Below are 18,391 nucleotides of genomic sequence, written 5' to 3' on the forward strand. Positions count from 1 at the left end.
ATCACTCGACTGCTTCATAGGGCACTGCGATGCTCGAAGGCCGCGCAAGCCAATCGGGCACCGGCAGGCCCTTCGAGGTGAGAAAGTCGGGGTTGAAGAGCTTCGACTGATAGCGGTTACCATAATCGCACAGGATCGTCACGATCGTGTGCCCGGGACCGAGCTCCCGCGCCAGCCGCACGGCACCGGCAATATTGATACCGGTGGAACCGCCGACGCAGATGCCTTCCTTCTCGATCAGGTCGAAGACGTAGGGCACGGCTTCCGAATCGGGGATCTGGTAGGCGAAATCCGGCGTGAAACCCTCGAGATTGGCGGTGATGCGGCCCTGGCCTATGCCCTCTGTGATCGAGCTGCCGCTCGCCTTCAGCTCGCCATGCGCATAATAGTTGTAGAGCGCGGCGCCTTCCGGATCGGCAATGCCGATCTTGACGTTGGGATTGCGGGCGCGCAGCCCCTCGGCCACGCCGGCGATCGTGCCGCCGGAGCCGACGGCGCAGATGAAACCGTCAACTTTGCCATCGGTGTCGCGCCAGATCTCCGGCGCGGTCGTGTCGACATGGGCCTGCCGGTTGACGACATTGTCGAACTGGTTCGCCCAGATGGCACCGTTCGGCTCGGTCTTGGCGAGTTCTTCCGCCAGCCGCCCGGAGATCTTCACGTAATTATTGGGGTTCTTGTAGGGCACTGCCGGGACTTCCACCAGTTCGGCGCCCATCAGGCGGAGCGCATCCTTCTTTTCCTGGCTCTGCGTCTCGGGGATGACGATGACCGTGCGATAGCCCAAGGCGCTTCCGACCACGGCAAGGCCGATGCCCGTATTGCCGGCCGTTCCCTCGACGATCACGCCGCCCGGTCGGAGCGTGCCGGCCTTTTCGGCGGCGCGGACGATCCAGAGCGCTGCCCGGTCCTTCACCGACTGCCCGGGGTTGAGAAACTCCGCCTTGCCGAGAATGTTGCAGCCGGTGGCTTCGGAAACGGCCTTGAGCCGGATCAGCGGCGTATTGCCGATTGCTTCGAGCACGGACGGAAGAACACGCATCTTAAAAACCTCGCGCTGAACGGAACGAATGCCGAGCCCAAGCCAAGCACTAACCTCGGTTGACGGCAAGCCGATAAACATTTCGTGCGGGACCACGCTCGCCGAAATGTTGGCGTCTTTTCGGCCTAGGCTGTTGAATAAACAAGAAATAGCGTTTCGCAGCTTTCTTGTCCTAGGCAAAAATCGTCTCCGCGGTCAAATGATGGGCGGGAAGCGGAGGTGCAGCGGCCGTCGCAGCGGTCGGCCTGGTTGAACGTCGGGCTTTGCGGGAGAGGCAAAGTCCCAACGGATGTGAGGAGGAGATGACGACTGCTTTTACCGCCCGCCCGGAAGACGGCCTGGCCTGGATCACCGGTGCGAGCTCGGGAATCGGGCGCGCCCTGGCCTTGCAACTCGTCGAGGAAGGCTATGCCGTCGTCGTCACGTCGCGCAGCCACGACAAGCTGGTGGCCTTGCAGCACGAAGCAAAAGGGCCAGGGAAAATCATCGTCCTCGACGGGGACGTCACCCATCCGGATGACATGGAGCGGGTGATCACGGCGATCGAATACGAGCATGGACAGGTGGCGCTTGCGATCCTCAATGCGGGGGTCGCAATCCCGGTGCGCGGCGACGATCTTCAGCACGACGCCTTCGACAAGAGCGTCGCCGTCAACCTCCAGGGCGTGGTCAATTGTCTTGTGCCGCTTGTCGAGCACATGAAAGCGAGGGGACAGGGGCAGATCGCCATCGTCTCCTCCGTTGCGGGCTATGGCGGGTTGCCCATGAGCGCCGCCTACGGCGCTACCAAGGCGGCTCTCATCCATATGGCCGAGAGCCTCAAATTCGATCTCGACCCAATCGGCATACGCCTGCAATTGATTTGTCCGGGCTTCGTCGACACGCGCGGCTCGGCTAAGGGCGATTACCCACGACCCGCACTGGTCAGCACCGAGACGGCGGCGGCTCGGATTTCGCAGGGGTTGAAGTCCGGGCGCTTCGAGATCACCTTCCCCAAACGCTTCACATATTTGGTGAAGCTGCTCACGTTTTTGCCCTATGGCGTCTATTTTCCGCTTCTCAGCTGGCTTGTACCGTGGCGGGCGCCGCGGAGCACGGCGCCCAAGCACGAGGAGTCCCCTTCGAAAGGGCAGTCGCGTCAGGCGGTGTGAAGCACCAGCACCGCACCGAAGACCAGGCAGAGGCCGATCCATCCGACCGGCTTCAATCTCTGACCGAAGAGAAGGCGTCCTGAGATCGCCGTTCCGAATATGCCGGTGGCGCCCAGCACGGCATAGGCGATCGCCAGCTCCATGCCTTTGACGGCCTCCGCGAGCAGCGCGAAGGCGGCGAGCACGAGGACAATCGAAATCGCCCCCCAGCCGCGGTGGCTGAAGCCGTTGGACTTCGTGGAGGCGAGATTGGCGGCCACGTCGAAAATGCCGGCCAGCACGGCGAAGGCAAAGGAGAAACTGGACATGCTCATCGCTCGCCTTCCTCGTCCTGCACCTTGCCGGCATTGACGAGAAGGATGCCGGCAACGGCCATGGAGAGGCCGAGCATCTCGCGACCGGTCAGCACGTGATCGAAGACAAGCACGGAGACGAGCGTGATCAGGGCGACGCCCGAGCCTTCCCAGATCGCGTAGGCGACGCCGACGGGAATCGTCTTCACCGCCCTTGCGAGAAACACGTAGGAGAGCGCGATCGAGCCATACATGACCGCGTGGCCGACATAGGCGCCGGCGGCCTTCAGCGCGGTAAGGCCGGCGATTTCGGTGGCAATGGCAAGAACCAGGAAAAACCATGCGAGACGCATGCGGAACCTCTGAGAGACCTGCAGCGCCGAGCGTCCTTCGGGACGCGCAAAGGACGCTCTAAATCTTTGAATCCACGCATTGTGCTTTCCGAAAATCGGGTCCGATTTTCGCACCGATGCGCAAACAAACGAAAAGAGCCATTCGGGCCTTCGCCGCGAATGGCTCTTCGAAACTGGCTCCCCGGGCCGGATTCGAACCGGCGACCTATCGATTAACAGTCGAGTGCTCTACCGCTGAGCTACCAGGGATCATCTGCGCCGCAGAAGTGAGGCTGCTAATACAAATGCTTTTTCGATTTGCCAAGCGATTTTTCAAAAAAAATCGAGAGCGCCGCTTGCTCGGCTGTGGAGAAAGCACCAATTCTGGGAAAGTCGCAGGAAGGAAGCAATGGCGCAGGGCGAGAAAAAAAGGCATTTCGGTATCGATCCGAAAACACGGGAGATGATCCTGGGAAAATGGCGCATCGGCCTGCCCGACTCGCCGGCCCTGCGGGTGACGGTGGGGCTGCTGCTCATCGCCGGCGGTATTCTCGGCTTTCTGCCGATTCTTGGCTTCTGGATGGTCCCGCTGGGGATGCTCGTGCTGTCGCACGACATACCGGTGGTGCGTCGCGCACGCCGGAGGCTCGCCGTGTGGTGGGCCCGCTGGCGCGGCAATGCCGAGAAATCATCCGGGGAGTAGAATGCGACTTGGGCTAGCTCGCCTGTGAAGAAACGTCGAGTGCGTCCGGAACGACCTCGAGTGGGTGGCGACTGCGCTTCGGCCGCAGATACGGCTTTAGTACCGCGTGGACGTGTCCCTCGTTTGGTAGCGCCGCTGGATCGTTCAATACTCTGGCGAGATTTAAGAACAGCTTCCCACGCATTTGCCGCAGTCGGAAGTCGTTGGCCCTGCTGCTGAGAGCGAAAATGCGCAACGGGCTTTTTTCACCGGTCCCGTCGATGCACAGCAGTTCCTCAAAACCGCGGCGATCCGTCACGACGAAGTTGCCGGCATTGCAATCCATCAGCACGATGTGAAGCCTGCGAAAGCGATCGAAAAGCTCTTCGATCATCGCCAGGTGCCTTGCCGTCAACCGCCCCGCCAGCGCCAGGTCGCGCAAGGTCGGGGCCAACTGTCCGTCTGCCATAGTGATCTTCTCGACCACGAGACCGAGACCGTGTTCGGTCTGAACGAAGCCCAGCACTCCGGGGATGGGGAGATCGGCTGTATCGGCCAGGGTGAACTTTCGGGCCTGTTCAATGAACTCGTCGACCTCGCGTCGAAAAGTGCGGTAGGCGCCGAACCGCTTGAACCGATCGAAGAAGCGGAGCATCCGCGTCGATTGGCGCTCGCCGCCCTTGCCCCTGGTTCTGAGAACCTTGATCAGAATGTTCGGGTATAGGTCGTGCTCGAAAACACACCGCTGGTGCCCGACTGCGCATTGGTGCCAGTCGGAAAGGGAGATCTTGCCGTCGAACATTTCCTCCCCCTCGGAATGCGACCGTTTTGTAACGAAATAGTGTCAGTGGAGGAAAATCAAGGAAAATCCAACCTTGTGGGTGAATTTATTGAGAACGTGACTGTATGGTTGTGTTCGACCAAGCGCCCGGTGAGGAGCCACTCGGGCACGAGAGGCTGCCGGTGCGTCAGATGATTTCAGCTGACCGCAAAATGCTCTAACGGCTGGCGGTTGTTTCGGAAGCGGATGCTCCCTCGAAACAGATAGAAGCCGTTTTCGCCGGAGCAGTCGCTGGTCCGGCCAAAACGGAATCGACGTTCCGCTACAGCGCCGCGCGTCTTTTCAGACGCGCAAAGGTCGCTGGAACTCTTTGAATCTGCGCATCGAGCTTTCCGAGGATCGGCTCCGATTTTCGGGGCGCTAGGCAAGTGGTCGTCGCCGCAAAGCATACACTCTGTAGGAGGACGCTCTCAGTCCACTTGTGAAAACATGGCGGCGCTCATCGGCGCCATCAAATCACGATCATCAGGGGGGAATTGTTGGAGGCCTCGCCCGGAATTGAACCGGGGTACAAGGATTTGCAGTCCTCTGCGTCACCACTCCGCCACGAGGCCTCACCGACAAGAAATATCAAGTCGTGGCCAGCGTTTAGAATCATTCGAGATGAACCGCAAGAGGCAATTTCCGAAAAACGCACCCCTCGTCTCGGCGCATTCTTGAAGGACGTTGGCGAAGCCGCCGGATTGCCGATGAATAGGTGATGCCCCACCAAAACGCGGCAAAAACAGTGAGACGGCGGCGCGAACGGGCTGTAGCATTTTGAATTGCTGCATGCATTTGTCCTTAAATCGAGATCGATTTCAAGGCGACATGCAGTACCCGGCAGTTTCCCACATCAGGGCAGCGATCGAAATCCGGACAGGGTCGGCAGCAAAGAGCGGAATGCCCCCGAACCCGCCGGTATCGCTCTGTTAATTTGCGCCGATTGTGCGAACCAAAATTCGTCCGACCGCAAAATTATCTCCGGCGCTGTGCGTCCCTCAGGACGCACAAAGGACACTGTTAGCTCTTTGAATCTGCGCTCGTGCTTTCCGAAAAGCGGGGCCGATCTCGGGGCGATGCGCTAGTGGTACCGTCGTATCAGCCCGACGAGTTTACCCTGGATTTTCACCCGGTCCGGTCCGAATATCCGGGTCTCGTAGGCCGGGTTCGCCGCTTCGAGCGCAATCGACGCACCTTTCCGGCGGAAGCGCTTCAATGTCGCTTCCTCATCGTCGATCAGCGCCACGACGATATCGCCCGGGCTGGCCGTGCTCGCGTTGCGGATGATCACGGTGTCGCCATCGAGGATGCCGGCCTCGATCATCGAGTCGCCCTTGATCTCCAAGGCGTAATGTTCGCCGCTGCCGATCATGTCGATCGGTACGGAAACCTCGTGCGTATTGTTCTGAATCGCTGAAATCGGAACGCCGGCGGCGATCCGCCCCATGACGGGAACCGCAATCGATGCCGTTTCGGCCGGCGGCGGCTCGGCCTTGGGCGCGGCAGGCGTCTTGCCCAGACTGCCCTCGATGACGCTTGGCGAAAAGCCGCGCCTTGGCTGCGCCGGAGCCGTATAAGCTTCCGGCAACTTGATAACTTCAAGCGCGCGGGCCCGATTGGGCAGCCGGCGAATGAAGCCGCGCTCCTCGAGCGCGGTGATCAATCGGTGGATGCCCGACTTCGATGCAAGATCGAGCGCGTCTTTCATTTCATCGAAGGACGGCGGGACTCCCGATTCCTTCATTCGTTCATGAATGAAGAGAAGCAATTCCTGTTGCTTGCGGGTCAGCATGGCGCGTCACTCCAGAATCGCGAAACAAATCAAGAACAGACACTATCCGTTCCATTTGTGTTCCGCAAGTGCCTAAAATTCCGTGAACTTTGCCAGGCTGAATATTTGGCCGACATCGCTGTGCCGGCGCCGATGAGCCATTGGGCTGTCCGGCGACGACGGCGTTCAAGTGGCGCCCGATCAATAGGCGAGACGCAGACCTCCGGGGCTGAGCACGTCGAAGTCAGGCTCAGGGTAGGGGCCGTGCCATTGCGTGTAGGTCGTATTGCCCGTAGCGCCGGTCGTGGCGCATCCCGAAAGTGCCAGGAGCGCCAATGCTGCAACCGCCATCAGAGTTTTAGAGGGCATGTTTTTCTCCACTCGCGGGAGTTGCCGAGATGCGAAACTGCAGACCTTAACTGTCCCTCAATTCGCTGGCGATGGCAAGGGAGCGTCGATGGCCGAAATCCTCATTTAGCCATCCTGGTAAACGACTTGGGGCGATGCGCCTCGGCGTAAACACCTGTTGCGTGAGCGGCCTGATCAGGGCCGTTGCGCTTCTGCGCGGCGGACAAAAGGGAAGAATGGTGGAGTCGAAGGGAGTCGAACCCTCGACCTCCGCAGTGCGATTGCGGCGCTCTCCCAACTGAGCTACGACCCCACGGGCCCAAACTATATAGAAGAATTCGACAGCCCGCGCCAGTCCGTTCGACTGCGTCGGCGGGCTCTGGTTCGGACGGGTTCAGGTGGCGGATGGGGTGGGATTCGAACCCACGGTAGGCTCTCACCTACGCCGGTTTTCAAGACCGGTGCCTTAAACCGCTCGGCCACCCATCCGGGCAGCGCGTTATTGCGCGAAGTGCGGTTCGTTGCAAGATTTAAGCGAGGCGTCCGCACGAATTATTTCTTGGACCTCTGCTGCTCGGCACCCACATTCCACCGGCCTCGCGTTCACCATTCGTAAACCATAACGAGCAAAATCCGGCGCGATCTCACCTAGAATTCGTATTTTTGCCTTGATGTTGTCATCATTGCTCGATTGTCCCTTTTCGGGACGCCGAAAGATCCGCGGGGGTGACATGCGGACCGTTCTGCCACGAATTTGCGAATGACCTTGTGGGACAGATGATATCTCATAGAAATGCGGCCTGCCTTGCGAGGGGATTGCGCCTCGCTGCAATTCCACTGCTTTGCGCTACGCTGGCGGCCTGCGGCTCCACGTCCAGCGTCAAGAAGAGCAAGTCGAGGAGCAAGGAATATTTCGCCGAATCCGTCTATGGCGTCAAAGCGAGCCCACGGGTCGCGACCGGGCGCAATATGCCGAAGGGCGGCGGGCGCTTCCAGGTCGGCAAGGCCTACCAGGTCAAGGGCAAGTGGTATAAGCCGAAGGAGGAGCCGGGTTACAACAAGACCGGCATGGCTTCCTGGTACGGCTCGGCCTTTCATGGCCGGTTGACCGCGAATGGCGAGGTCTACGACAAGTATCACCTTTCCGCGGCGCACCCGACCTTCCCTTTGCCGAGCTATGCTCGCGTCACCAATCTGGAGAACGGTACATCGGTCATCGTGCGTGTGAACGATCGCGGGCCCTATGAATATGGCCGGATCATCGATGTTTCCTCCAAGACCGCCGACCTGCTCGATATCAAGCGCAAGGGAAGCGCCAAGGTGCGCGTGCAATATGTCGGCCGGGCTCCGCTCGAGGGCAACGACATGCCCTATCTCATGGCGTCCTACGTCACCAAGGGCGATCGCAGTCCGGGCGTTGCGCCGGAAGGGCAGATCGCCACGGGGGTCATGGTGGCTTCGAACGAGCCGCTGCGCGACCAGGCGCGGGACCTTGGCACCCTGACGATTCCGGCGAAACCGACGCTTGGCGAAACGACGCCGATGAACGCGCTCGCGGCACCGGCTGCGGCTTCCCCGGCTTCAGCCGCGCTCGCCGAGTTCATGATTCTGCCGGAGATCGGGCCGGTCCCCTCCGAACGCCCGGAGTGGATCCCGCTTCCGGACGGCAGCATGGCCTATGCCGCCGCCTATGTCGAAGTCCGGGTCAGCGACAGGGCTTCGCCATTCGAGGCGATCATGGCCGATCCGAACCCGCTGACGCCCGAGTCCATTCTTGCCTATGCGAAGCGGCAGAACCGGGGGGCTCTGCCCGATTGACGCCGGTTGAATAGGGGTGGCCGCACTGCTATGCCCGTGAAGAAACCGGAGTTTCTCATGCGCATGATGTGGCTGGCGATCGTGGGTGTTCTTGCGGCGGTCGTCGCAGGGGAGGCGGCGGCGCAGGCGCCTGCCTTCAACACGAAGGCGAAGCAGATCTATCTGGTTGATGCCGAGACCGGCACCGTGCTTTTTGCGCGCGGCGAGAACGAGCCCGTGCCGCCGGCATCCCTTGCCAAGCTCATGACGATGGAGCTGGTCTTCGAGGCCTTGGACAGAGGTGAACTGACGCCGCACACGACCTTCGAAGTTTCGGAACATGCCTGGCGCACGGGCGGCGCGCCTTCCGGCACCGCGACCATGTTTGCCGCGATCAAGTCGGAGGTTCCGGTTGCGGATCTCATGCAAGGTGCAATTGTCCAACTGGCGAACGACGCCTGCATTATCCTTGCCGAGGGAATGGCGGGCAGCGAGACGGCCTTTGCCGAACGGATGACGGAGCGGGCTCGCGAGCTCGGCATGCCGGTCGCGACGTTCAAGAACGCGACCGGACTCCCGGATCCCGGAAACAAGATCACCATGCGGGAACTCGTCACCCTCTCGCGGCATTTGCATGAGGCGCATCCGCGCTACTACCGCCTCTATTCCCAGCCTGATTTCGAGTGGAACGGCATCTTCCAGCGCAACAAGAACCCCCTGATCGCCGCCAATGTCGGCGTCGATGGGCTCGCGACGGGATTTGCGGAAGGTTTCGGCTTCTCGGTCGCCGCTTCGATGCAGCGCGGCGATCGCCGTGTCTATCTCGCAATGGGCGGGCTTGAGAGCGAAAAGGAGAGAATCGAAGAGAGCCGCCGCGTCCTCGAATGGGCAATGACGAACTTCGAGAAGCGGCGGATCTTTGCCGGTGGCGAAGCGATCGGAGAAGCGAGCGTCTATGGTGGGACGGCCTCCCGTGTCGCGCTTGTCGCCGGCGGGCCGGTGGACGTGCTGCTGCCGGTCAACAATCCGGAGCGGCTGACCGCCCGCATCGTCTATAGGTGGCCGCTCAGCGCACCGGTGGCCGCAGGCCAGGAGGTCGGCGTCGTCAAGCTCTGGAACGGAGAAAGGCTCATCAAGGAAGTTCCGGTGCGCACAGCCGATGCCGTGGGGCCGGGCACGCTGACGAGCCGCGCGCTCGACGCCCTGCAGGAACTGCTGTTCTTCTGGCTGTGACAATTGCACGCCGTGGCGGTTTCTTCCGGCAGACCAATCGGCTAAACAGGAAGCAGGAATACGCCGATCTGGAAGAGCATGTGTCGCTGACAAAGGGTTTGTTCGTAACGTTCGAAGGCGGAGAAGGGGCGGGCAAATCGACCCAGATGCGCCTGCTTGCCGATTCGCTCAGCGCACGCGGCTATGACGTGCTCACGACACGCGAGCCCGGGGGGTCCGCCGGTGCAGAGGCGGTTCGCCACGTGCTTCTTTCAGGGGCGGCGGAGCCCTTCGGCGTGCGCATGGAGGCGATCCTCTTCGCCGCCGCGCGCAGCGACCATGTCGAACAGGTTATTCGGCCGGCGCTCGAGCGGGGAACGATCGTGCTTTGCGACCGCTTCATGGATTCCTCGCGCGTCTATCAGGGGATCACCGGCAACCTGGAGTCGAGCTTCGTCGAGACGCTGGAGCGCATTGCCGTCAACGGCGTCATTCCCGATCGCACCATCATCTTCGACCTTCCCGCCTCCGTAGGTCTCGAGCGTGCGCTCCGCCGCGCCGCCGATGAGGGGCCGGACCGCTTCGAAAAGGAGCAGATGGAGACGCATGAGAAGCGGCGTGGAGCCTTTCTCGATATTGCCGAGGCCGATCCGGAGCGCTGCCGGGTCGTGGACGCGACGCGCCCGCCGGAGGTGATCGCGGCAGACGTGCTGGACCTCGTGGCGGCGCTGCTGCCGGAGGAGGACGCGGCGCGCACATCTGCCGCGGAAGTGGCCACATGACGGCAGAACGTGCAGGGGTGCTGGACGGGGCGATTGCTCCGGCTGAAAACAGCAGGCTCTTCGGCCACGGTGAGGCCGAAGCCTTCCTCGCGCAGAGCTATAAGTCAGGCAAGGGGCATCATGCGATCCTCATCGAAGGGCCGGAGGGCATCGGCAAGGCGACACTCGCCTTCCGCTTCGCCAATCACGTGCTTTGCCATCCGGAGCCGACCCAGGCGCCCGACAGCCTTGGCGACCCGGATCCCGGTTCGATCGTAAGCCGCCAGCTTGCCTCCGGAGCCTCCCATCACCTCCTGCACCTGACCCGTCCGGTCGATGAAAAGAGCGGAAGGGTCAAGGGTGCGATCACGGTCGACGAAGTGCGGCGCGCCGGAAAATTCTTCGGCCAGACGTCGGGCACGGGGAACTGGCGGATCGTCATCATCGACCCGGCCGACGACCTCAACCGCAATGCGGCCAACGCCATCCTGAAGATATTGGAGGAGCCGCCGCGCCGGTCGTTGTTCCTCGTCCTGACCCACGCGCCGGGAAAACTCCTGCCGACGATCCGCTCGCGCTGCCTGCCGCTGCGGCTGAAGCCGCTCGATGCAGGGGCCATGCGTCAGGCGCTTTCGCATCTCGGTTTCGATCTTGCCGGCGCGAGCGGCGAGCAGATCCTCGCCGCGGCGGGCGGCAGCGTTTCGGAGGCGCTGAAGTTGATCAATTACGGCGGCCTCGACATTGCCGCCGCCTTCGAGGACGTTCTCGCAGGGCAGGGGCCTGCGGTTCGCAAGCAGATGCACAAGCTCGCCGACATTCTCTCGGCGAAGGACAGCGAGACGATCTTCGATTTCTTCTCATCGCTGCTGACGGGCCGAGTCATGCAATCGGCCCGCGACGCAGCTTTGGCCGGCGACATCGAAAAGGCCGAACGTTTCGCACGATTTTCAAGCGAATTCGCCGAACGCCTGGCGCTGAGCGACGCCTATAATCTCGATCGCAAGCAGACGATCCTGTCGCTTCTCGACGACCTGAAGGATGCCTTATAGGCAGGGGGTGAACCTCCACTTCCGCCCGGTTGCGGCGGCAGCGGCAATCGGCTTTTTCTTGGCGCGGCGGTTCCCTACCCAAGGGCGATGCGCTAATAGCAGCCTTAGTTCCCGATCCGAGACAATCGAAGCCGATATGAAAAACACCTCCCCCTTCTACATCACCACCGCGATCTCCTATCCCAACGGTAAACCGCATATCGGCCATGCCTACGAGTTGATCGCGACGGATGCGCTTGCCCGGTTCCAGCGGCTCGACGGACGCGAAGTGTTCTTCCTGACCGGCACGGACGAACACGGCCAGAAGATGCAGCAGACGGCGAAGAAGGAAGGGGTTTCGCCGCAGGAGCTGGCCGAACGCAACTCGGCCGAGTTCCAGAACATGGCGCGCCTTCTCAACGCGTCCAACGACGACTTCATCCGCACGACCGAAAAGCGGCATCACGAGGCGTCGCAGGCGATCTGGACCCGAATGAGCGAGGCGGGCGACATCTACAAGGATTCCTATGCGGGCTGGTACTCGGTCCGCGACGAGGCCTACTACCAGGAGAATGAAACGGAGCTGCGCGCCGACGGCGTTCGCTATGGCCCCCAGGGAACACCCGTCGAGTGGGTGGAGGAGGAGAGCTACTTCTTCCGCCTCTCCGCCTATCAGGAAAAGCTTCTGAAACACTACGAGGACAATCCGGACTTCATCGGCCCTGCGGAGCGGCGCAACGAAGTAATCTCCTTCGTCAAGTCGGGGCTCAAGGACCTTTCGGTGTCGCGCACCACGTTCGACTGGGGCATTAAGGTGCCGAACGATCCGGCCCATGTGATGTATGTCTGGGTGGATGCGCTGACCAATTATCTGACCGCCACAGGCTACCTCACCGATCCCGAAGGTCCGCGGGCGAAATTCTGGCCGGCGAACATTCATGTCATCGGCAAGGACATCATCCGGTTCCACGCGGTCTACTGGCCGGCTTTTCTGATGTCGGCCGGGCTGCCGTTGCCGAAGCGGGTCTTTGCGCACGGCTTCCTGCTCAACAAGGGCGAGAAGATGTCGAAGTCGCTCGGCAACGTGGTTGATCCGTTCAACCTCGTCGAGCATTTCGGCCTGGACCAGATCCGTTACTTCTTCCTGCGCGAGGTGTCGTTCGGTCAGGACGGCAGCTACAGCGAGGAGGGGATAGCGACGCGTATCAACTCCGACCTCGCCAACGGCATCGGCAATCTCGCCAGCCGTTCGCTCTCGATGATCGTGAAGAACTGCGATGGCCAGATACCCGCCTGTGGGCCGCTGACGGACGAGGACAAGGCCATGCTTGCGGCGGCCGACGCGCTTGGCGAGACCACGCGCGAGGAGATGGGAAAGCAGCTCATCCACCGCGCGCTCGCCGCCATCATCGCGGTCGTCTCCGAAACGGACCGCTATTTCGCGGGCCAGGAGCCCTGGGCGCTCAAGAAAACCGATCCGGAGCGCATGGCGACAGTGCTCTACGTGACGGCGGAGGTCGTGCGCCAGATTGCCATTCTGCTGCAGCCCTTCATGCCGGGATCGGCAGGCAAGCTGCTCGATCTCGTCGCCATTCCGGCGGAAAAGCGGGATTTCGCCAGCCTCGGCGAGGCCGGGCGGCTCGTGTCCGGAACGCCGCTCGAGGCACCGAAGCCGGTCTTCCCGCGCTATGTGGCGCCGGAAGCGTAAGCGAGAGCATATCAATGCTGATCGACACGCATTGCCATCTGGACTTTCCCGATTTCGAAGCGGAACGCGACGCGATCATCGAACGCGCCCGTGAGGCCGGCGTGACCCAGATGGTGACGATCTCGACCCGCGTGAAGCGCTTCGAGACGATCCTTGCGATTGCCGAAAAATATCCGAACGTCTTCTGTTCGGTCGGCACTCATCCCCATAATGCCGACGAAGAGCTGGATATCACGGCCGAGGATCTCGTTCGCCTTTCGAAACATCCGAAAGTGGTGGCGATCGGCGAGGCCGGGCTCGATTACTTCTACGACAACGCGCCGCGCGAGGCGCAGGCGGAAGGCCTACGCCGGCACATCGAGGCAGCGCGCGAAACCGGGCTGCCGCTCGTCATCCACAGCCGCTCGGCGGATGAAGACATGGCGGCGATCCTGACGGAGGAGGCGGGGAAGGGCACTTTCCCCTTCCTCCTGCACTGCTTTTCATCCGGTCCGGAACTGGCGCGCATCGGCATCGAACTCGGCGGCTACGTTTCCTTCTCGGGCATTCTGACCTTTCCCAAATCGCAGGAACTGCGGGATATCGCCAAGACCGTTCCGCCCGACCGGATGATCGTGGAGACGGATGCGCCCTATCTGGCGCCGAAGCCGTTCCGCGGCAAGCGCAACGAGCCGGCCTATGTCGCGCATACGGCGGACGTGCTGGCCGAGACGATCGGCGTCAGCCGGGCCGAGATCGAGGGCATCACCACCGAAAACGCGTTCCGGATATTCTCGAAGATGCCGAGGCTCTGACATGGCGTTCCGGCGGGTCTTTACCATTCTCGGTTGCGGCTCTTCGCCGGGCGTGCCGCGCATCACCGGTGATTGGGGCGCCTGCGATGCGTCGAACCCGCGTAACCGACGCATGAGGGCTGCGCTGCTCGTCGAGCAGGTCGCGCCGGACGGCGGCAAGACCACCGTCGTCATCGACACCGGTCCGGATTTCCGCACGCAGATGATTGCAGCCGATGTGCGCCATATCGATGCGGTGCTTTACACTCACGCTCACGCGGATCACTTGCACGGAATCGATGATCTGCGCGGTTTCGTCATCGAGAACCGGCGGCGCATACCGATCTGGGCGGATGCCCTGACGATGTCCCGGATCCGCGATGGGTTTCGCTATTGCATGGAATCGCCGCCCGGCAGCGGCTATCCACCGATCGTCGAGCCTCGGGTCATCGAAGACGATCTCCCGCCCGTGACCGTTCATGGCGCCGGTGGTCCGATCGCATTCCAGCCGCTGATGCAGTTTCACGGCAACATTCACTCGCTGGGTTTTCGCATCGGCGACTTCGCCTATTGCAGCGACGTCAGCGACTTTCCCGCGGAAACCATCGAAAAGCTTCTTGACCTCGATCTGCTGGTCATCGACACGTTGCAGTACAAATTTCATCCGAGTCATCTGTCGCTGGTGCAATCGCTCGGCTGGATAAACCGGCTCGAGCCGAAACGCGCCGTGCTCACGCATATGCACGTGCCGCTGGACTACGAGACGGTGCGCAACGAGACGCCGGATCATGTCGAGCCGGCCTACGACATGATGCGGCTGGAGTTCGAGGTCGTCATGCCGAGCACCGAAGAAGCGTAACGTCGCGAGCAAGCATCCGATTTCAAGCCATTGTTTTGAAAGGGATGCTTCGTCGCGCAGAGAGTTCCATAATCTATCTTATGCGATCATCTTGTGTAGCGACATTTTAGAGATGCGACATATGCACCAGTTAGAGATGCGACAGTCGTCGCCTCTTGGGATGCTGGTCAAACGTCAACGTTTGGAAGGAAGACTGGCGACGTGAAGCGTGGTTGAGACCATGAGCGTTCGGAGTCGTCATGTCTTGTTTGATCACCATGTCGCAGAAGGAATTGCATCGTCTTGAACTCATCCAACAGATTCGCGGGCGTAGCCTGACTGTCGTCGAGGCGGCCGCGTTGCTCGGTCTCAGTCGCAGTCAGGTGCACCGGCTGTTGCAGGCCTATGATCGTGCCGGCGCCGACGGTCTGGTCTCGAAGAAGCGCGGCCGGCCGAGCAACCGGCGCCACAGTGAGGACTTCCGCAACCTGGTGCTCGACCTGGTGCGTGAGCATTACGTGGATTTCGGACCAACGTTGGCCACCGAGAAGCTGCTCGAACGCCACCGGATAGCCGTCAGCAAGGAGACGCTGCGTCAGTGGATGATGGAAGCCGGCCTCTGGGTGTCGCGACGCGAACGCAAGAAGCGGGTTTTCCAGCCGCGCGGCCGGCGCGATTGTTTCGGCGAACTCATTCAGATCGATGGCTCGCATCATTGGTGGTTCGAGAACCGCGGCCCCAAATGCGCCCTGCTCGTCTATATCGACGACGCCACCGGCAAGCTGTTGCATCTGCGCTTTGCGGCTTCAGAGAACACCTTCGACTATTTTCACGCAACGAGGGCCTATCTGCAGCAATGGGGCAAGCCGATCGCCTTCTACAGCGACAAGCATGGCATCTTCCGCACGACCCATGCTTCCAAGAAGGACAGGACCAGTGGCCTGACGCAGTTCGGGCGGGCTCTTTATGAGCTCAACATCGACATCATCTGCGCCAATACCCCGCAGGCCAAGGGACGCGTCGAGCGCGCCAACCAGACGCTGCAGGATCGTCTGGTCAAGGAACTGCGGCTGCGCGGCATCGACACGATTGCGGCGGCCAATGCCTATGCGCCGGAGTTCATCGCGGATTTCAATCGTCGCTTTGGCAAGGAACCGCGCAATCCGAAGGACATGCATCGGCCGTTTGCCGCGCATGAGAACCTCGATGGTGCCATGTGCCGCAAGGAGATCCGCAAGCTGTCGCAGGCCCTGACGCTGCGCTATGACAAGGTGCAATTCATCCTCGATCCGACGGATATCGCCAAGACGCTCGCCGGCAAGAAGGTCATTGTCTGCGACTATCCCGATGGCCGTCTTGAGATCACCCACGAGGGGACGTCCCTGCCCTACAGAACCTTCGACACGCTGCGCTCGGTGCACCGATCCGAGGTGGTTGAGAACAAGCGCCTCGATGACATGCTGGCGCTAGTGGCCGAGATGCAGGCCGGCCGAGAGCAACAGCGCAGCAAAAGCGGGCCGCGTCGCACCGGCCAGACGGACCATATGTTCGGCATTCCCGACGGCAGCCAAAGCAATGGCTACCAAAAGCGCGGCACGAAGCCTGGCAGGAGGACGGATTTCACCAACGATCCTGTGGTGATCGCCCGGCGGCAGCAGTCTCTGGCAAGATTGAAGGCAGCCGAGCATCCGACGGGTTCGAGCTCTCAAAGCTGAAGTTTATTTTGCAGCTGGAGCCATCCGCCGCCGACCGGGCTGCGCAACCCTGACCAGCTCCACCCGGCCGGCGGCTTGGGTCTGCGTACTTTGTAAACATATCAACTTGAAAACGCAGTAATAATGGATAGGATGAAGTCGCATTTCTAAGTTGACTACTTTGTCTCTTCTTTAAATAGCTGTGACATCTTGTGTAGCCGCAAAGTTGAAGTGTCCTGTTTCTGCAAAGTAAGAATGTCACTCTCCCCGCGTTTTCAATGACGTGGGAGATTGCGGATGGGACTGATTGCGATGAGCGAACGCGATCTGCAGCGGATTGAGGTTCTGTCGAAGGTCGTCGACGGCCGGATGACGATTGTTTCGGCGGCGCATGTCCTGGGCTTGAGCACGCGTCAGGTTCGCCGGCTCTTGGAGCGGATCCGGACGGATGGTGCAGCATCGATCCGGCACAAGGCGATCGGCCGACCGTCGAACAACCGGATCAGCGACGGCGTGCGCGACTATGCCGTAGCGGTCGTGCGCGAGCGCTATGCCGATTTCGGTCCGACGCTGGCTGCCGAGAAGCTGGCCGAGCGCGACGGCCTGACGGTGTCGCGCGAGACCTTACGCAAATGGATGTCGAAGGCCGGCCTGTGGCTGTCACGCAAGCAGCGGCGCAGCTTCCATCAGCCGCGGCTGCGCCGAGAAGCCTACGGCGAGCTGGTGCAGATCGACGGTTCCGAGCATCGCTGGTTGTCTAATCGCATTCCATCCGTCAAGCTGGTTTGAGCATCCAGCGACCTTGCCGGCTTGCGGCGCAGGCAACACGGCTAAAACTGATTGGGTAAATCTGCCCTCACCGGCCGTGTCTTCAGAGCTATCCAGTGCTGGGAGCAGGGTTGTCTCCGCGGTCGACAAATGTCGCCGCACAATGGTCTTCGCAGGTGGGATCTTCCTAATGTTCGAGGCGCAGTCTCAACGAGCTGCAGCCAGCGAAAGCGGAATGATCCTGCCCACGTCCGCAGCAGGGACGCTCAGCACCAAAAGTTAGATGGCGCGCTGAGGGACGAAGGCTGAGCGTCTCCTATACGGTGGCGCCAGCCGATGCGTTGAACACTTCTCCCGTCTTGAGCATGCTGTGCATGATGACCGCGAGCTTCCGGGCGACGGCCACAGCGGCCCGTTTGAAGCCAAGCCGCTCACGCAGCTTAAGCCCCCAACTCTTGAGACTGCTCTCGGTCCTGGGATTGGTTCTCGTCAGGAGCGCTGTTGCCGCTTCATAAAGCAGCCCCCGCAAACGATTGTCGCCTCTTCGCGAGATATGGCCGTCATAATCGACCTCGCCTGACTGGTAGCGCCGGGTTGTCAACCCAAGCCAGGCGCCAACGGAGCGCGACGTTCGGAAGTTTTCTGGATCTTCAACTGCCGTAACGTAGGATACAGCCGTGATAGCGCCGATGCCTGGGATTGTCATCAATAGCTTCGTAGCCTGGCTCTCCCGTGCGACAGTAAGCAACTGGCGATCAAGGCCGGCCACTCGATTGCGCATATCGTACCATGCCTCAAGCAGAGGCAAGATGATCTTTGCGAGCCCGTCATTGCCCTCCAAAAGCCTTCTCACATTGCCATCAAACACCCGACCCGCTCCTTTGGGGATGATAAGACCGAATGTCTTCATCAGACCGCGGATCTGATTGCCAGGTTGTGTTGAGATGTTCAGGAGTTGTTCGCGGGCAGCCACCAACGCGCGGGCCATCATAGCGTCAAACGACTTGACGCGAACCGCTTTGTAAAAGCCTGCGTCAGCGAGTTGAGCCAAACCATCCGCATCGTTGGCATCGGTTTTGTTGAGCGTCTCGTTCAATACCTTTTGCGCGTGCCGCGCTTCTATGCAGATCGCAGGAACCCCCTCGGTCGTCAGCACATGATAGAACCACGTCGACAACGGCCCCGTCTCGAATACGACGCGCCGGGCGTGCGGGGCGTTTTTGCGGATCATCTCTGCAAGAAGCTTGGGGTCCGAAGGACATCTCCCCCGCCAGATCCGCTTCCCGTCTTCCCGAACCGAGATCGCCGTATCTTTCAATGAAACATCAAGCCCAATATATTGGTCCATGGTTGCCTCCATCCGATGTTTG

At 61.0% G+C, this 18,391-nt stretch carries 17 protein-coding genes, 4 tRNA genes and 1 pseudogene; 11 read left to right on the plus strand and 11 right to left on the minus strand.

Features of this window, described 5'->3' with window-relative positions; genetic code table 11:
* Position 1: 1 nt before the first annotated feature.
* Positions 2-1,042: a cysteine synthase A gene (locus SJ05684_RS07190; RefSeq protein ID WP_034857468.1), complete on the minus strand. Its 1,041-nt coding sequence runs from the start codon at positions 1,040-1,042 to the stop codon at positions 2-4.
* A 302-nt stretch (positions 1,043-1,344) separates the two neighbouring features.
* On the opposite strand from SJ05684_RS07190, the gene SJ05684_RS07195 reads away from it, so the two are divergent.
* Positions 1,345-2,193 carry an SDR family NAD(P)-dependent oxidoreductase gene (locus tag SJ05684_RS07195; protein WP_034857374.1) on the plus strand — a complete coding sequence of 283 codons (849 nt, stop codon included), beginning with the start codon at positions 1,345-1,347 and terminating at the stop codon, positions 2,191-2,193.
* Here SJ05684_RS07195 and SJ05684_RS07200 read toward each other — a convergent pair.
* The 3 genes from SJ05684_RS07200 to SJ05684_RS07210 all read right to left on the minus strand — a co-directional run bounded on the left by SJ05684_RS07200 (position 2,181) and on the right by SJ05684_RS07210 (position 3,088).
* Positions 2,181-2,507 (minus strand): SMR family transporter, encoded by a 327-nt coding sequence (locus SJ05684_RS07200; protein ID WP_083846224.1) that lies wholly within the window; start codon positions 2,505-2,507, stop codon positions 2,181-2,183. The two genes, SJ05684_RS07195 and SJ05684_RS07200, sit on opposite strands and share 13 nt — an antisense overlap.
* Positions 2,504-2,839 carry an SMR family transporter gene (locus tag SJ05684_RS07205; RefSeq protein ID WP_034857373.1) on the minus strand — a complete coding sequence of 112 codons (336 nt, stop codon included), beginning with the start codon at positions 2,837-2,839 and terminating at the stop codon, positions 2,504-2,506. The genes SJ05684_RS07200 and SJ05684_RS07205 overlap by 4 nt, the downstream gene beginning before the upstream one ends.
* 174 nt (positions 2,840-3,013) lie before the next feature.
* A tRNA-Asn gene (locus SJ05684_RS07210) sits at positions 3,014-3,088 on the minus strand.
* Between the two features lie 139 nt (positions 3,089-3,227).
* Between SJ05684_RS07210 and SJ05684_RS07215 the strand changes: the two genes are divergently transcribed.
* A complete protein-coding gene (locus SJ05684_RS07215; protein WP_034857371.1) occupies positions 3,228-3,521 on the plus strand; it encodes a hypothetical protein in 294 nt (97 codons plus the stop codon).
* A gap of 13 nt (positions 3,522-3,534) precedes the next feature.
* Here the strand turns inward: SJ05684_RS07215 and SJ05684_RS07220 are convergent, their stop codons facing one another.
* From SJ05684_RS07220 to SJ05684_RS07250, 6 genes are all read right to left on the minus strand, one after another.
* Positions 3,535-4,302, minus strand: a complete 768-nt coding sequence (locus tag SJ05684_RS07220) for a YrbL family protein (protein WP_083846223.1) — start codon at positions 4,300-4,302, stop codon at positions 3,535-3,537.
* Between the two features lie 519 nt (positions 4,303-4,821).
* Positions 4,822-4,895, minus strand: a tRNA-Cys gene (locus SJ05684_RS07230).
* Positions 4,896-5,404: 509 nt separating this feature from the next.
* A complete protein-coding gene (gene lexA / locus SJ05684_RS07235; RefSeq protein WP_034857370.1) occupies positions 5,405-6,115 on the minus strand; it encodes a transcriptional repressor LexA in 711 nt (236 codons plus the stop codon).
* A gap of 180 nt (positions 6,116-6,295) precedes the next feature.
* Positions 6,296-6,463, minus strand: a complete 168-nt coding sequence (locus SJ05684_RS29970) for a hypothetical protein (protein ID WP_085939122.1) — start codon at positions 6,461-6,463, stop codon at positions 6,296-6,298.
* Between the two features lie 216 nt (positions 6,464-6,679).
* Positions 6,680-6,755 (minus strand) — tRNA-Ala (locus SJ05684_RS07245).
* Between the two features lie 86 nt (positions 6,756-6,841).
* A tRNA-Ser gene (locus SJ05684_RS07250) sits at positions 6,842-6,931 on the minus strand.
* Positions 6,932-7,219: 288 nt separating this feature from the next.
* Here SJ05684_RS07250 and SJ05684_RS07255 point away from each other — a divergent pair.
* From SJ05684_RS07255 to SJ05684_RS07295, 9 genes and pseudogenes are all read left to right on the plus strand, one after another.
* Positions 7,220-8,260 (plus strand): septal ring lytic transglycosylase RlpA family protein, encoded by a 1,041-nt coding sequence (locus SJ05684_RS07255; RefSeq protein WP_034857369.1) that lies wholly within the window; start codon positions 7,220-7,222, stop codon positions 8,258-8,260.
* 57 nt (positions 8,261-8,317) lie between these two features.
* Positions 8,318-9,472, plus strand: coding sequence for a D-alanyl-D-alanine carboxypeptidase family protein (locus tag SJ05684_RS07260; protein WP_034857465.1), 1,155 nt, complete (start codon positions 8,318-8,320; stop codon positions 9,470-9,472).
* Between the two features lie 80 nt (positions 9,473-9,552).
* Complete coding sequence (gene tmk, locus SJ05684_RS07265; protein ID WP_034857464.1) at positions 9,553-10,233, plus strand: dTMP kinase; 681 nt, start codon at positions 9,553-9,555, stop codon at positions 10,231-10,233.
* Positions 10,230-11,261, plus strand: a complete 1,032-nt coding sequence (locus SJ05684_RS07270) for a DNA polymerase III subunit delta' (RefSeq protein ID WP_034857367.1) — start codon at positions 10,230-10,232, stop codon at positions 11,259-11,261. The genes tmk and SJ05684_RS07270 overlap by 4 nt, the downstream gene beginning before the upstream one ends.
* Positions 11,262-11,397: 136 nt before the next feature.
* Positions 11,398-12,948, plus strand: a complete 1,551-nt coding sequence (gene metG, locus SJ05684_RS07275) for a methionine--tRNA ligase (RefSeq protein WP_034857366.1) — start codon at positions 11,398-11,400, stop codon at positions 12,946-12,948.
* Positions 12,949-12,962: 14 nt separating this feature from the next.
* Positions 12,963-13,742, plus strand: a complete 780-nt coding sequence (locus tag SJ05684_RS07280) for a TatD family hydrolase (RefSeq protein ID WP_034857365.1) — start codon at positions 12,963-12,965, stop codon at positions 13,740-13,742.
* Position 13,743: 1 nt separating this feature from the next.
* Positions 13,744-14,580, plus strand: a complete 837-nt coding sequence (locus SJ05684_RS07285) for an MBL fold metallo-hydrolase (protein WP_034857364.1) — start codon at positions 13,744-13,746, stop codon at positions 14,578-14,580.
* Between the two features lie 239 nt (positions 14,581-14,819).
* Positions 14,820-16,274 carry an ISNCY family transposase gene (locus SJ05684_RS07290; RefSeq protein WP_095694228.1) on the plus strand — a complete coding sequence of 485 codons (1,455 nt, stop codon included), beginning with the start codon at positions 14,820-14,822 and terminating at the stop codon, positions 16,272-16,274.
* 276 nt (positions 16,275-16,550) lie between these two features.
* A pseudogene (locus SJ05684_RS07295) lies at positions 16,551-17,039 on the plus strand (helix-turn-helix domain-containing protein); the annotation flags it as partial.
* A gap of 298 nt (positions 17,040-17,337) precedes the next feature.
* Here SJ05684_RS07295 and SJ05684_RS07300 read toward each other — a convergent pair.
* Positions 17,338-18,369, minus strand: a complete 1,032-nt coding sequence (locus SJ05684_RS07300) for an IS110 family RNA-guided transposase (protein ID WP_034854782.1) — start codon at positions 18,367-18,369, stop codon at positions 17,338-17,340.
* Positions 18,370-18,391: the final 22 nt, after the last annotated feature.

It is taken from the genome of Sinorhizobium sojae CCBAU 05684, from assembly GCF_002288525.1.
Lineage (GTDB): Bacteria > Pseudomonadota > Alphaproteobacteria > Rhizobiales > Rhizobiaceae > Sinorhizobium > Sinorhizobium sojae.